Origin of the sequence: Pantoea sp. Ft-CA_14, from assembly GCF_024520875.1 — a bacterium.
Lineage (GTDB): Bacteria > Pseudomonadota > Gammaproteobacteria > Enterobacterales > Enterobacteriaceae > Pantoea > Pantoea agglomerans.
The window spans coordinates 452,969-466,285 of the sequence record NZ_JALNPM010000002.1; the positions used below are offsets into that span (position 1 = coordinate 452,969).

The following is a 13,317-nucleotide window of genomic DNA, read 5'->3' on the forward strand; positions in this document are numbered from 1 at the left end:
CGGGTCTGTGAAACAATCTTATGGGTGCAGGTGGATAGTTGATGAGTCTGTGATAATTATTCCCTGGCCCTCCTCTGCGTCTGCAGATTATTGGTAATTGAGGCACTCATTGGCCCGCCTTGGTCCATATCCATGATGAACGCCTGAACAGTTAGCGTGTTACCGCTCTGTGTTGCCTGCGCATCATAGGTATGCGTGCCAGAGGTGTAATCATTGAACTCAATGGAGACCTGAATTTGCCCGCTGCTGCCAGAGTTCAGGTCTTTATTGCTGATCACCTTGCCGTTATCGCCGGGGATCATGAACTGCTTGCCACTGCTGGCCTGATAGATTTCAGGCATGCCGCCTTCACCTACCTGATACATAGAGCCCGCTGACACCGGCCCGCCGTTTTTGCGTTTGCCTGATAACGTTTGTGACAACGCAAACGCGCCAACCAATGCAGCCCCGCCGATGATTGCTGCCGCACCAAATGAACCCACAGATGCCACCAGCGCGGCTGGCAGCCATGCGGCCATGGTTGTTCCTGCAGCGGTGGTGCTCGCTGCTGTTGTAGTGGCTGTTGCTGCAACTGATGACGCGGCTACAGCCTGTTGCATGGCTATCTGTTGCGCTCCGCCTGTGACAGCAGATTTAACCCACTCGACACCCATTTGCACAAAGCCATTTATCAGGCTGTTGAGCGCGTTGCTGGCGAGGGATGACATGGCCTCCTGTGCAGACATTGAGCCGGTAATCACACCAGTGAGAGCATTAGAGGCATTGCCTGCCAACGATTCAAACGAAGCCGCCAATAACTGATTGGCAGCATTCTGGTTACTCCATATTTCCCACTGTGCCGCGATACGCGCCTGCTCAAACGTTGTATTGGCTGCATTTCTCAAAGCCAGAGCTTGATCCTGAGTAAGTGTTTTATCTGCCTCAAACTGTTGGATTAATGCCAGTTTCTGGGCGTTCTCGTTTGCCAGTTGCTGAACCGGATCAGCTGTACCGGCAGCAGACTGCTGTGGCGTTACTACCTGGTCAGCCCTAATTTTGGCGAGATTAACCTGGTGCTCCTGCTCAAGACGCTCTGAGAATGCGTTGAATTGAGCCTGGCTGATTTTTTTGGCGGATAATGCCGCCTGCAGGTCAGCCACATCCTGTTTATAGCTGGCATTCTCTTTAGTCTCAGGCAGAAGTTTTTCGGCTGCGGCCTGAGCGCGTATCGCGTTGCTGGCGTCCCATTTGGCAGCGGCATACTCCCCGGCCTGTTTAATATCCGCCTGAGTGGCAGCGCTGCCGAGGGACTGCTGAGCGGCCAGTATCGCCTGTTCGCGACTAAGTTGACGGGTTGAATCAGCCACCAGCTCTGATTGCTGCTTTAGGTTAGCCAGCTTGCTTGCAACGCTCTCGGCCTGAGTCTCTGCTTTCTTCCCGGCAGCCAGTCCCTCTCGCGTTTCTTTATTTCGGGCCTTCTCAGCGAGCTGCAGATCGTACTGAGCACCGGCTAGCTGACCTGCAGCGTTGATCTGATTCTGATTCCCCCCTTTTTCGGTCGCCTCCATTCGCGCCTTAGTGACCGCACGAAGACGCTTATCTGTGATGGCCAGAAGTGTATTTTCATCCTCCAACGCTTTGTTATAGGCGTCGGCTTTTTCACTGCGCGGTATCTGCAGGCTGGTGGAGTTGAATTTTTCTTTTGCACGGCTGGCGAAATCAATCGCCGTTCCAAGCTGATTCATCAGGCCGGAGGTTATGCTGGCTTCATGCCCATCACGCTTGAGCAGGTCGATACCCTGTACAAACGTTCCGTTCATCTGAGCGCGCAGAATGCCTGTTTTGCTGACCGTCTGGCTCAGTTTGTTCTGTGCTGTCTCATTCTCCGCGAGGAGTTGGGTATGCTCGCTCTGGGCGTCTGACAGCTCGGAAAGGGTCATCCTGTAAAGCAGACTCCCCTCCTCCAGATGGCTCAGGGTGCGGCGCAGACGGGACTGCTGCAGCTCATTGGCCTCCAATGTTGCCTGGTTGTCCTTAATCGCATCTGCCTGGGCTGTGATGGACCGGGTGGCATTATCAATCTGAGCGGCGAGCTGAACCTGACTCATGGTTTTCATTTTGGCTATGACACCATCCAACTTGTCAGCAAAATCGATACTTTCCTGACGCGCCTGCTGCATTTTCTGATAGAAATAGAAAATTCCGGCTGCCGCTATCATTGCCACACCAGCTGGCCCACCAATCAGGGCCAGCGCCCCTCTGGCAAGCCCACCGATGGTTGTGGTTGCCGCCGCTGCGGCAGCCGCTGCCGTTCTGGTAGCTGCCGCTTCGGCAATCTGAGCCTCTGCATAGGTGGCAGAACGCTGAATGGCTACAGATTTAATGGCGATCAGGTTTTCCAGCGCGAACGCCTCCGCCGCCGATCCTCTGGCAACGTTGTACTCAGCCTGGGCCAGGGCAAGGTTTGACAGCGCCTGTTCTTTATCCAGGCTGGCCTTGAGCGCGGTCACGCGAGCCGCGTTAGCGGTGGCCGCAGTGGATTGGGCAGTGGCGGTGGCCTGCGCTTTTGCCGCAAGTGCGTCATCGATGCGCGCTTTCGTTGCCAGCGCCAGTGCGCCGGTAAAGCGCGCACCAAATATCACAGCGGCTACACCAATCGCATTAGCGACCAGATCAAGATTCTGGCTGAGTGAAATCACCGCGTCGTTAAACACGCGGATAGAGGTTGATACGGTGGTGTTTTCCCCGACAAATTTGGTGATATTGTTGCTGGCTACAGTGAATGCCTGACCCATTGTTAGCGCTGTGTTGGCAAACTCTTTAGCAATCGCATCGCTTTGCTTGAGTAGTCCATTCACAACAACTTCGGTGGTCAGCTTACCCTCTGCTGCCATGTTGCGGAGCTGGCCGATAGTTACGCCAAGAGAATCAGCCAACGCCATGGTGAGGCGGCTACCGTTCTCAGAGATGGAGTTGAACTCCTCCCCACGCAGGACACCTGACGCTAATGCCTGAGACAACTGCGTCATTGTGGATCTGGCTTCCTCCGTGGTTGCGCCAGAAACCGCCAGACCTTTGTTGATTGTAGAGGTGAGCGTGATCAGGTCTTTGATGCTCGTCCCGGCACTGCGTGTTGAGCGCTCAAGGCGTCCATAGAGGGTTGCTGTAGCCTCCAGACCGGCGCGAGTATCCTGTGAAATATCGAAAACGCGCTGAGTAACGTCAGCCAGAGACTCACTGGCCCGGATTGAGTTAACCAGTTTGTTGTTAACCGTCACCCACTCGTTACCGTACTGCGCGATCTGCTGAACAGAAATAGCCGCCATTACGCTACTGGCTACCGCGTTCAATCGCGACATAGTGCGCTGCAACGTTGCCACTGAACGCTCTGCACGGGTTACAGACGTATCAAGACGCCCAACAGTCCCGCTCATACCACTGAGGGCGGCATCAACCTCACGACGGGCCGCCAGCAGGCGGGCGGTGTCCATGTCCACCTCGTAGACGATGCTTCCAGCGTTTACTGAACCTGCCATTCATATTCTCCAGGCATAAAAAAACCCCGCCTGAGCGAGGTTTTAAAAATATTTCAGTTATGGAACGCGGTGTACCCGTCCATATTTAAAATTCATAGTGGTGTCATACATAACACCGTTCGAAAACATGAAGACATAAAGCTGGTTTCCGGTATAGCCGCCATAACTATTTTTTGCGTTTACTTGAACACCTGCGGCATATCCATATACCACTCCACCAGCCGTGGATGACAAAGAGCCATCCTGAGAGTAAGCCTTGAATGGCGGCTCGAATGTATATCTGGCAGATTCAGGGTCTTTTAATATCGATGTCATGTATTTTTTAATCTGCTGCTGATAATCGTTAGGCAGCACGCCATAGCTGGCGTTTTTTATTGATGTCATTGATGGTGGTTTAGGCGCGCAGCCTGTTACCAATAACACCGAACACGTTAAAGCGAGTGCCACAAAAAATTTTTTCATATCCCTATCCCCACAAGTAAGTGTGGCGATAATCCTAAAGCCTGCCCTATTTAATAGGAAGCGATAACCCCACCAAAGCATTGCTAATTAATCTCGGGCCATCAAACATCCTTAGCCCGTCGCTTCTCGCGAAGAGCAAAATAATCATCCGCTGCCTGGTCATACTCCTCTTTGGTATACCCCTTCTGGGCGGGATATTTAGCAGCCAGCATCAGCTGAAATTCTGTCATCGTTAGTTGCTGAGCCTCTTCCCGGCTGATGCCAAAATGGGTACGGGCAGCACTGATATATTCAAATGCGTTAAATTCGTTTGTGGTCGCGCCGCTCTCATTGCGCTGCAACTGGCGCACCTTGGCCTTTCCAATAATGCCGTGCGTGATTAGCGATAGGGAGATCAAGACCATATCCAAATCATCCATTAGCCCCTTGCGGCGCTTGAACGGCCTGCCCTTAGCTTTAGCCGGTCGGAACTCGCCAATCAGCGGAGACAAATCATCATTGCTGCATGCCTCCAGCACGGTTATTGCAGCCACCAGCGCGCGTTTACCGTAGGTACTGGTGCGGATGTGATTAATCAGCCACAACGGGATGCGTCCATATGCAGCCAGCGCACGCTCAGTCAGTGGAGTGATTTCGTCGCTGTGCAGGTCAGCGAATACCTGAACGATTTCCTGTGGCTCACCAATACGCATCATGTTGATGAACGAGGGGCGAAACAGATAATCGGCGTCAGGCGTGCTAATAAGGCACTCGCCGATCTCTTTCATTGGGACCATGGCTTTTCTCCTCAGTAATCATTGTGTGGGCCTCACAGGAGACCCAGGGAATGATCACTACACGGTCACGGTTACAGCGAAAACGGCTGTGAATGATCCATCGGTAGTGGTTACGGTGATGTTTGCGGTGCCTGCCGTCGCTCCAGATGGGGCGCTTACCGTCACCGTGGAGCCCTTGATGGTTGCAGTAGCACGCGCTGGTACAGATGAGGCAACGGTAAACGTTGTATCTGACGCATCAGCTGGCGCAACGTTTACGTTGAAGCTGGTGGATACCCCTGCGGCAATACTGGCGCTGGTGGGGGTGACTGTCACGCCGGTTACGGCTTCGTCTTCGCCATCAGGCTCAATTGCGAAAGTGGTGCCTTCATTAAGTTTCAGCTCAAGGCTGTAAGTAACAATCTCTTTAACACCACCACCGTCACTGAGACCAGATGCCACCATGTAACCGATGTGATAGTAGTTACCCCAATGGAAACGCATCCAGACCGTTGGATTCCTGCGCGCCTTAACTTCATCAACGAAATATTTGGTGAATTGCTGAATGCCAAACTCATCAGAACGATCATTAACGCGAACCTCGCCCTCAATCGAGTAGGTTGGGTCCAGGCTGGCAATCATGGTTGAGGTAAACCCGCCATCATCTGCGTCTGACGTCAGTGATTCGGGGCTCATATCCCATGTTGCCGATGTCGGTAGCCCGAGTAATTTCCACTCTGCCTCGCCCGGTCGAGCATCCGGGCAACCATAGGCCAGTTCCAGCGTTTTAGCGCGGCCAATCAGGCGGTCAAAAGTGCTTTTGCAACCGTTCATATAATTCCTCATTTCATAAAAAAAGGCCGCCTGAGCGACCTGTGATTTCAAAAAGTTTTTTTATTCGCCGTAGAGGCAGGAAAACATCAGGCGGTAAACCAGACGCCCCTCTGTGGTCGGGATTGGTGCAGGTATTCCGCCCATATTGGTTATCTGTCCCAAACAGGGGTTGCCTGTCGGATTCGATTTGACGTGCTCAATAATGTCCTGCACGGCAGCGTCTGCCCGGCCAGTCCCCCCTTTAGCGCCAACCACATCGACCATCACATAATATTCAGAGCTGATCACAGCATCGATTGGCGTGCCACCAGCCGGACGGAAAACCATGAACGCCTCGCCCTGATTGCCAGTGTCATTCCACATCAGCAGCTGAGTGGTAAAACCTGTGGTCAGTCCCGCATCAACAAAATGGTTACGCACGCGGGTGTGCATTGGAGGATTCATAGCGACATTTCCTTTTGCACAACGCGATCAATAACGTCGCGGCTTTCCTCAAACCCTTTGGTCAGAAACTCTTTCTCTGCCGTGGAGCGTCGGAATTGCTGCCGTATTGCCGGATCGTGAACATAGGCTGCATAGCTGGCCGTGTAGCCCACGCGACCGGTGATGCGAGTGCCATTGACCACGATTTCACGGAACTGGCTGTTCAGCAGGTATGAGGTGTCGATTGGCGTATAGATGGATGCCTGCGCTGCCCCGACAATCATCGCGCCGGTCAGCGCCCGAACTATCCGCCGATCCTGAATGTTATCGACAATGCGGTTAACGTTGCGCCTTACTTCTTTGATCCCCCTGACTTTAACGCCCACATCAGCCTCCTGTAATAATCGCCCAGTCATCGACAAGGCGATCAAAGGTGTCCTCAAAGCGGACGGACTGCATGACCTCATCAGCCCCAGCCTTAAGCGGGTCCGACTCATGAGAGACGCCAATCAGGATGTAATCGCCTGTATCGGCATCAGCAAACTCAGTCCAGATCGTGTTTTTAACCACCAGCTCCGAACCGAGATTACCGATCCGCCTACTTAATCCACCCTGATAGCCGCAGTCGATGACTACAGGCTCAGCAAATCCCAGCGGGTCGCCATATTCGTCCTGTCCCGCCAGCCGCTTCCAAAACGTCGCCTTGCCGGTGTAAGACCATCGGGCAAGCTCAGACATAGTTATTCCCTCCAGCTGATTACAGCGGGTTTAAGTGCGGCTATACGCTGGCAGTTAATCCGCCACTCGCCTGACTCGTTAACGTAGCCCGTTGTCCGATGACCGCTATCCGTTTTCACCCAGACGCGCCGGAACGGCTTGGGTGGTTGTGCCGCTGGCTGCCAGTTCATCGAGTGCCACCCGACATGCACCCGCCCTTACCAATCCAGATACCTGCAAATGCCTGTTGTGTCGGATCGGCGGGGATCAAATCCGTGGCACAGCCGTTTTTGTCGAGACCCTGTAAAAGCGCCAGCGACCCTTTCCAGCGGTCCGAGAACGACTGATAGCGGAATGATCGTGACGCGCCGGACGGCGCTGACTGCGAGCTGATGTATTTATCTCCCTGCCCCAGCCCCATCAGCCCTAACAGATACATCTGGATCAGCAGTGCGGTCGCTGGTGGATAGTTGGCATCCAGACACGCCTGAATACTGTTTGCCTGCTCCACCAGCGCCTCTAGGATAAAATCAGGCAACGTAATGCCCTGGCTGGTCAGGTACTCTTTTGCCTGTGCCGTGGTAATCATGCATACCTCTGCCAAAAGCCCTCCGCAGAGGGCATAAAAAAACCGCCTGAGCGGCGGCTGTTATTCAGTGGTTGGGAAAAGCTTTTCCAGCTCGCCATCCGGCAACAGTTCTGCCAGCCGGTCAGTTCCAAGGCTGCCTTTGTACTCAATACCGAGTTCATCAAGCCGGGCAGTAATGATGGCTTTACGCGCCTTGTTATCAGTGGTGGCTTCCGGGGTAGCCGGGACCAGCTCAGCCGATGCTTTATCAGACAGCTTGCGAACATGAGGTTTTAAAGAAGGATGGACGGTTTCAAGTTCCACCACATCACCAGTCTCCACACCGTACCAGGGCCTGATCACTTCGTATTTGTCAGCCATTATTTTTCCTTAGTCGAGATTTGCGCCGTAAAGGACACCCGAGAGGCCTTCATCATCGCGTTTAATCTGCAAGCCTTCCGCAGACATGATCTGGAAGTTGAAATTGCTCTGCGGCATAAGGCGCGGCAGAGGAACAACACCAACAGCCATCCCCACCAGCGGGGAGATAACGTCCTTACGGCGCTCATATGCAATGAACTCGTTGCCCTTCAGCGCATAAGTCATCCGCACGTCTTTCACAGGCATGAACTTTTTAATGGCATCAAGGACTGTCCCGCTCACCAGAGCATTAGTGCCGCTATTGATGTCGATAAGATAAGGTTTACCCATGTTTGCCCAGATTTGGGAGCTAATCCAGAGCACGTCATAGGCGGTGACTTTATTGGCTTGGGCAGTCAGTCCGAACGCACCAGTAGTACCAAAAAATTCGAGTAACTGCGCCGGTGTGGCTTTGGTAAGGTCGATGTTTGCACCACCAGCACCACTGCCGAGGTTAATTTTCTGCGTGTTGCGATGGTTTTTGATGCCCTGCGATTTCAACCCATCCACAGAGATGTTGTCATTGCCGTTGAGGTAGGCTTTAACGCGGCGTTTGTGGAATTTGCGCATTTTTGCTGCCTGCGAATCCAGCGCCAGATCGATTCCAACCGTGCTCAGTCCAGCAGCATGACGCCAGTTAACACCGTAACCTGCAGTGAATACCGGAATCGGGTCACCATCGCTGTCGTACTCAGTGTGATCGAACGAATATGGAGCCTGGCCATCAATGCTGACAGACACGTCATCAGCAATATCGCCAACGACGGTATAAAGTTTTGCAGTTTTGCCGATGTTGAGGACCGTCTGAACGCTCATCAGGTCGTTGACAATTTCCATGCCGGTTTCCTGATCGCGCAACTGGATAACTTGTCGGTCAATCTCAGCCCAGAACTCGCGAGTAAGGCCGCCGATGGTGTTCACAGCCAGCATTTCCGCATCCATCACGCTACGATAGGCATTCACCATGATGTCGTTATGATGGTTAAAGATATTGCGGTTGGCCCATAGTTGATTCCAGTGCCCCTGGAGGCGACTGTTTGTTGCCAGTGTTTCAGCAGTAAAATACATTTTTTTCTCCTGATTATGCGCCAGCGGCAATGGTCCCAACGCGCATGCGGACGCGAATGAAATCGGCAGTACCGTTCGCAATCGTGGCCTCGTCCTGGCTGTAGCCGATCACCGAGTCAGTGTCAGCGGTTGCCGGTGTGAAATTGCCATTGGTGCCCAGCTTGATAGGGGTGTCTTTGGCGTATGTACCCGGCCCACAGAGCAGCGCGAGCTCGCGGCCCTCTTCCACGTAATTGCCCACCGCTGAATCACCAGCAGGAACCGCGTCCGTAATTGACAGCCCCTGATGGTGTGCGACGTCAATGATGTAGATGCGGCCACGTAATGACGTAGCCTGTACAAATTCATCATCGGCGTTGATGACTGCGGCGCTGCCGGGCAGCAAGTCTGTAGCTGCCACGCGGGTTTCGGTCTTATAGAGCGATTTCCCGTCGATATTGATGCGACGATAACGAGCCATTACGCAGCACCTCCGAAATAGGCGGCTGGGTCTGGCGCGCCGGTAACTGGTGGGTTTTTAGCGCTGTTGGCCCCAAGCTGGGTAGCTTCTCCCATCTTGCTGAACATCTCTTTCAGCGCTTCCCCTGTTAGTGCGTTGGCAATAACCTCTCCATGAACGGCAGCCACCGCGTCACGCATGGTTTTCTCCTCAGCGCGGGCATTGGCGGTCAGGGTGTCAGATAGCGTCTTCTGGTTAGCCTGAATGCCCGCCAGCGCTTCAACAATGGGTTTAAGCGTGGTCTCGTTGTTCGCAGTGATAGCGCCGCTCACGATGTTGCCGATTTGCTCCACGTCTTCTTTGGTTAAAGGCATCTCGCCCTCCTGTTGGTGGTTTGCTGCAGGACCATCCTGCGGTGTGAAAATGGATTTGAATTTGTTGGCTACGATTGCCACCCATGACTCCTGACGCGTTACTTTTGAGCCGGTATCGTCAAAGGTGATTTTTCCGCCCTCATTGGTGTAGCCGTAAACCTGCGCGTCACTCCCATTACGGATGACGATGGCCTGCGAGTCGGTGAAATCGGCGATCCAGGCATAATCATCCGGGCCAGTCACAAATTTATCGCGGGCAGACTGTTCCAGACGGCGCTCGCGCTCGCGGTAACTTTCCCCCACCAGCGCGCCAGAATTAGGTTTGAGCGTCCTGGCTTGATCGGCGTTGACCATCAGACCTACGCCCTGCTCTGGCTGAGCTGCACCCACCTCATGCAGCAGGATGGCGTCGTGGTCCATGGCGTTGATTTTCGCCACCCATTCGATGCCCTGGGCTTTTTGCTCTTCGCTGGCCTCCAGCTGGTCGAGAAACACGGCAACGCTGGTATGGATTGGCGGTACATCCTCACCGCGCTCAATGGCTGCTACGCGCTCCAGCAATTCGCGCCCGCCTTCGCTCTGATTGGCAACGGTGGTATCGACCCATTTCTCTGCATAAATGCGGTTGCCAGACTTCTTCACGTTGCGATTCCACGCACCGATGTGACCGACATTGATGCCCTCTGGTGAGAACGCAGAGACAAACTGGCCGTTAACGGTCGGATGACCGAGGGGTGCCAGAGTGCCCTCCAGCCCCTGATAATAAGCGTCAATTTCCGAGGCCGGATACAGGCCGCCGTTCATCACAACGTTTGCCGGTAGCGTGTAGCTCGGCAGCACCAGATGCGGGCGACCGTTATACGTTTCGCGGCGAATAGACTGATTATTCACCCTGGTGGTGACGTTAATCTGCATAGGCATGGTTATGTCTCGATTAGGCTGCGTGCTGGGGGCCGCAGCAGTGGTGTGAATGGTTGGCGGCGAGTGCCATGTATCGTTTGTATTCCCCCTGAGCCATCTCAATAATTTTTGAGTTAAGCGGATTGCCTTTAGCATCCACCAGCACTTCAACCTGTGAGCATTTGCAGTTGATCGCATTGGCTCCGATGGCATACCACCGCCTGACCTCCTCCGTCGTATAAAGGTGTGCGTGCCGGATGGCATGCGACTGGCGCGTTGTGGGGCTGAGTGCTGAGTAATGCAATAACCGGATATTCAGGCCCAAATCTCGCGTGGCCTCATCTGCCTCATCCCAGCGGGCGCGCCGCAGTGCGGTAGTCAGCTCCGTTCTGGCAATTCTGTTAGCGCGGCGTTTTTCAATATCTGCCTGCGCGGTAAGGTTTTTAGCCACCACTGAGGGGTGAAGCCCGCGCCCGATGCCCTCGGTTAGCACCCGCGCCATGTTCCGTTTAACCTCTGCCGATAACCCCTTCATCTCCTCAAACACGCGCGTGTAAACCAGCGTCATTCGTCGCTGATAGGGTTCGCTCATTAGCAGGGACTGAAGGGACTGCCTGTCAGCCAGGTAGGTCGCTGACTGTTGGGACAGGTTGGCAAATGTCTGGGCGGTCCCGCGTACAACGGCAACCTCAACGTAATTTTCAGTGAACCAGTTATTGTTCTGGTCGCCCTCCACCAGCACGGCATCGGTGAGAATGCTGGCGTCGTTGAGAACCATGTTCAGCAGAACCGGATCGAGCTGGTATTCATAGCGGGCGTTAATGGCGAGGGATGCCGGGAATCGCTCAAGGGCGTCTTTATAAATTTTTACGACCTTCTTGATGCGTCTGGCGAAATCTTTCATCGCCTTGCGCTCTAACGGGTCAATGCCCGTGGGGTCTGTTTTGTTGCTGGGCAGGATTGCGAAACTGGGCGTCTTACTCCTCTTCGTCATCGTCATCCTCCGGCAGCGGTTTACTACCACCAGGCTCATAGCCTGCCGCAACACGGATTTCATCAACCGTGAACACCTGCTCCCCCGAGGCGAGAGCGGTCTGATTAATGCTGCTCATTTTGCTGGCGCTTTCGAGTTTGTCAGAGGGTGATTGCTCGTTTAACTCATCCCATACAACGCTGAACTTCGCCACCGGCTTGATGATTTGCAGCTGAATGAGCTTATCGACCATATCCTCAATATCGAACGACAGATCACCCCGGCGTGACTGGCAGCGACTGTTGAAATAAATCTGGTCCTCAGTACTGGCCCGCTCTCCTGACTGGTTGCCAACGATGATGCGCGAGGGAATATCAACCGAGGCGCAAAATGTCTTTAGATTAACCTCATAGGTGGGCTCCGGGTCAGAGACGGCATTAACCATCGATGTGACCTGTGCGCCCTGAGTAATCAGTAGCGTGTCATTACCACGATTTAGTTCGCGTGCGGCTTCGTTGAAACGCTCCTGCAGTTCTTCCACCGTGACGCCATACAGTGAGGCCAGATTTTTGAAATCGACCTCCTTGTCGAAGTTGATGCTCTGCTGACGCGCCGCATTCTTCAGAAACGACTCACCTGAGCCGCCTTCGACTTTCTCCAGGCTGACGCAAGCGTTATAACCTGGCTCTAGAAAACCGATCTCGTCATCTGACATATCGCCGATAATCAGAACGCGGTCAGGGTGAATCTTACGCTGTGCAGTGCTGCCATCCGATAGCGTCTCTGTGTACTGCCACATCGTGATAGCGCCATTACTGTCACGGGTGGCAACCTTCAATGCGCTAGCCCATACCGGCGTGATTTTCTGCAGCGCTTTACCTTTAACAACCGGCTCAATCCACTCCTTGCTGTCTTTGACGTGCAGCAGGATGCCAGCCCAGCGCCCCACCAGCCGCCTGACATCGGCCTTAGCGAATGTGCGCCAGAATCGGTGGTTAAATACCTGGTTGCTGCTACGCTCCCAAAGGGTCACCTCTCGCGACTCGTCGGACTGCTCGCCCTCAATAACCTGAGGGTTGGTTTTCCAGCAATTTGACGCCAATTTATTTACTGCGCCGTTAGCAATGCCGCCACGCCGGTACAGTTTGTACAGATCATCGAATGTCAGGTTTTCTTTAAAGCCATATTCGCACCATGCGCTCTCGCGCTTTGTATCCAGCCCCATGCCAGGGTTGAATGCCATTGCGCGCGCACGGGCCATCCTGACATCATTCAGCGCGTGATTGACGGCGAGTGTTAATTGATCAGTCATGATTTTTCCGCTGGTGGGTTTCAGGCATTAATAAAGGCCGCCTAAGCGACCTTTATTAATGGCATTTTTTTCTCAAACTAGCGTTATGATGAAGCCTCACTTACCAATGAGGGAACATTTATGGCTATCGAAGATGAAGTATTAAAACGTCTACTTGAGCGTGACGTGTTTGAAGGCAAGGATCCAGCTGATGGCATCGCTCGCCGTGGCAGAGACGTTGGCTACAACAACTTGTCAGATGCACAAAAAAGAGTAATCAATCCCCTGATGACATTGCCCTGTGACGGTGTGACCAATCGAGGTGATCATCACAACGAATGCACTACGCAACTTGTCGACGCTGAATTAGTGCGGGCAATTGACGATGAAGGCTATTACGAAGGCCTACTTTGTAATGATTGCCGCGCAGAGCACTTCGAGATGTACGAATAAGATAAAAGGGCTGGCTTCAGCCCTTTTTAACATAATGGGTGTTACCCGCCTTTCAGAAATGCTACTCACGCGCAATTCATAATGAACGGGTTATTTCTCTATGATTTCCTCGCGGCAGAGCTGAA

At 53.5% G+C, this 13,317-nt stretch carries 15 protein-coding genes; 1 reads left to right on the top strand and 14 read right to left on the bottom strand.

Annotated elements, in window-relative coordinates; translation table 11 throughout:
- Nucleotides 1-56: 56 nt before the first annotated feature.
- From NR195_RS05370 to NR195_RS05435, 14 genes are all read right to left on the bottom strand, one after another.
- Nucleotides 57-3,515: a tape measure protein gene (locus NR195_RS05370; protein ID WP_256844223.1), complete on the bottom strand. Its 3,459-nt coding sequence runs from the start codon at nucleotides 3,513-3,515 to the stop codon at nucleotides 57-59.
- 57 nt (nucleotides 3,516-3,572) lie between these two features.
- Complete coding sequence (locus tag NR195_RS05375; protein WP_256844224.1) at nucleotides 3,573-3,977, bottom strand: hypothetical protein; 405 nt, start codon at nucleotides 3,975-3,977, stop codon at nucleotides 3,573-3,575.
- 101 nt (nucleotides 3,978-4,078) lie between these two features.
- Nucleotides 4,079-4,753 (bottom strand): DUF6246 family protein, encoded by a 675-nt coding sequence (locus NR195_RS05380; protein ID WP_256844225.1) that lies wholly within the window; start codon nucleotides 4,751-4,753, stop codon nucleotides 4,079-4,081.
- A 57-nt stretch (nucleotides 4,754-4,810) separates the two neighbouring features.
- Nucleotides 4,811-5,566 (bottom strand): Ig-like domain-containing protein, encoded by a 756-nt coding sequence (locus tag NR195_RS05385; protein ID WP_256844226.1) that lies wholly within the window; start codon nucleotides 5,564-5,566, stop codon nucleotides 4,811-4,813.
- Between the two features lie 60 nt (nucleotides 5,567-5,626).
- Nucleotides 5,627-6,010, bottom strand: a complete 384-nt coding sequence (locus tag NR195_RS05390; RefSeq protein WP_256844227.1) for a hypothetical protein — start codon at nucleotides 6,008-6,010, stop codon at nucleotides 5,627-5,629.
- Nucleotides 6,007-6,375 (bottom strand): HK97 gp10 family phage protein, encoded by a 369-nt coding sequence (locus tag NR195_RS05395; protein WP_256844228.1) that lies wholly within the window; start codon nucleotides 6,373-6,375, stop codon nucleotides 6,007-6,009. The genes NR195_RS05390 and NR195_RS05395 overlap by 4 nt, the downstream gene beginning before the upstream one ends.
- Nucleotide 6,376: 1 nt before the next feature.
- A complete protein-coding gene (locus NR195_RS05400) occupies nucleotides 6,377-6,727 on the bottom strand; it encodes a hypothetical protein (RefSeq protein WP_256844229.1) in 351 nt (116 codons plus the stop codon).
- 166 nt (nucleotides 6,728-6,893) lie between these two features.
- Entirely contained in the window at nucleotides 6,894-7,295 is a 402-nt protein-coding gene (locus NR195_RS05405; protein ID WP_256844230.1) for a hypothetical protein, read from the bottom strand.
- Nucleotides 7,296-7,355: 60 nt separating this feature from the next.
- Nucleotides 7,356-7,655, bottom strand: coding sequence for a hypothetical protein (locus NR195_RS05410; protein ID WP_256844231.1), 300 nt, complete (start codon nucleotides 7,653-7,655; stop codon nucleotides 7,356-7,358).
- Nucleotides 7,656-7,664: 9 nt separating this feature from the next.
- Nucleotides 7,665-8,762, bottom strand: coding sequence for a major capsid protein (locus NR195_RS05415; protein ID WP_256844232.1), 1,098 nt, complete (start codon nucleotides 8,760-8,762; stop codon nucleotides 7,665-7,667).
- A gap of 13 nt (nucleotides 8,763-8,775) precedes the next feature.
- Nucleotides 8,776-9,222, bottom strand: a complete 447-nt coding sequence (locus NR195_RS05420) for a hypothetical protein (RefSeq protein ID WP_256844233.1) — start codon at nucleotides 9,220-9,222, stop codon at nucleotides 8,776-8,778.
- On the bottom strand, nucleotides 9,222-10,496 hold the full coding sequence (locus tag NR195_RS05425; protein ID WP_256844234.1) for a hypothetical protein: 1,275 nt from the start codon (nucleotides 10,494-10,496) through the stop codon (nucleotides 9,222-9,224). Before NR195_RS05425 ends, NR195_RS05420 begins: the two co-directional genes overlap by 1 nt.
- A 13-nt stretch (nucleotides 10,497-10,509) precedes the next feature.
- The gene (locus NR195_RS05430) at nucleotides 10,510-11,469 is read right to left on the bottom strand and encodes a phage minor head protein (RefSeq protein ID WP_256844235.1); all 960 of its coding nucleotides are present in this window, start codon (nucleotides 11,467-11,469) and stop codon (nucleotides 10,510-10,512) included.
- Nucleotides 11,453-12,760: an anti-CBASS protein Acb1 family protein gene (locus NR195_RS05435; RefSeq protein WP_256844236.1), complete on the bottom strand. Its 1,308-nt coding sequence runs from the start codon at nucleotides 12,758-12,760 to the stop codon at nucleotides 11,453-11,455. The genes NR195_RS05430 and NR195_RS05435 overlap by 17 nt, the downstream gene beginning before the upstream one ends.
- A gap of 120 nt (nucleotides 12,761-12,880) precedes the next feature.
- On the opposite strand from NR195_RS05435, the gene NR195_RS05440 reads away from it, so the two are divergent.
- Nucleotides 12,881-13,192 carry a hypothetical protein gene (locus NR195_RS05440; RefSeq protein WP_256844237.1) on the top strand — a complete coding sequence of 104 codons (312 nt, stop codon included), beginning with the start codon at nucleotides 12,881-12,883 and terminating at the stop codon, nucleotides 13,190-13,192.
- The last annotated feature ends 125 nt before the right edge of the window (nucleotides 13,193-13,317 follow it).

What these genes read in the sequence shown, in the direction of transcription:
- NR195_RS05380 (WP_256844225.1), bottom strand. Translation starts at nt 4,753, where the DNA reads ATGGTCCCAATGAAAGAGATCGGCGAGTGCCTTATTAGCACGCCTGAC.
- NR195_RS05385 (WP_256844226.1), bottom strand. Translation starts at nt 5,566, where the DNA reads ATGAACGGTTGCAAAAGCACTTTTGACCGCCTGATTGGCCGCGCTAAA.
- NR195_RS05390 (WP_256844227.1), bottom strand. Translation starts at nt 6,010, where the DNA reads ATGAATCCTCCAATGCACACCCGCGTGCGTAACCATTTTGTTGATGCG.
- NR195_RS05425 (WP_256844234.1), bottom strand. Translation starts at nt 10,496, where the DNA reads ATGCCTATGCAGATTAACGTCACCACCAGGGTGAATAATCAGTCTATT.
- NR195_RS05415 (WP_256844232.1), bottom strand. Translation starts at nt 8,762, where the DNA reads ATGTATTTTACTGCTGAAACACTGGCAACAAACAGTCGCCTCCAGGGG.
- NR195_RS05370 (WP_256844223.1), bottom strand. Translation starts at nt 3,515, where the DNA reads ATGGCAGGTTCAGTAAACGCTGGAAGCATCGTCTACGAGGTGGACATG.
- NR195_RS05400 (WP_256844229.1), bottom strand. Translation starts at nt 6,727, where the DNA reads ATGTCTGAGCTTGCCCGATGGTCTTACACCGGCAAGGCGACGTTTTGG.
- NR195_RS05430 (WP_256844235.1), bottom strand. Translation starts at nt 11,469, where the DNA reads ATGACGAAGAGGAGTAAGACGCCCAGTTTCGCAATCCTGCCCAGCAAC.
- NR195_RS05375 (WP_256844224.1), bottom strand. Translation starts at nt 3,977, where the DNA reads ATGAAAAAATTTTTTGTGGCACTCGCTTTAACGTGTTCGGTGTTATTG.
- NR195_RS05440 (WP_256844237.1), top strand. Translation starts at nt 12,881, where the DNA reads ATGGCTATCGAAGATGAAGTATTAAAACGTCTACTTGAGCGTGACGTG.
- NR195_RS05420 (WP_256844233.1), bottom strand. Translation starts at nt 9,222, where the DNA reads ATGGCTCGTTATCGTCGCATCAATATCGACGGGAAATCGCTCTATAAG.
- NR195_RS05405 (WP_256844230.1), bottom strand. Translation starts at nt 7,295, where the DNA reads ATGATTACCACGGCACAGGCAAAAGAGTACCTGACCAGCCAGGGCATT.
- NR195_RS05435 (WP_256844236.1), bottom strand. Translation starts at nt 12,760, where the DNA reads ATGACTGATCAATTAACACTCGCCGTCAATCACGCGCTGAATGATGTC.
- NR195_RS05410 (WP_256844231.1), bottom strand. Translation starts at nt 7,655, where the DNA reads ATGGCTGACAAATACGAAGTGATCAGGCCCTGGTACGGTGTGGAGACT.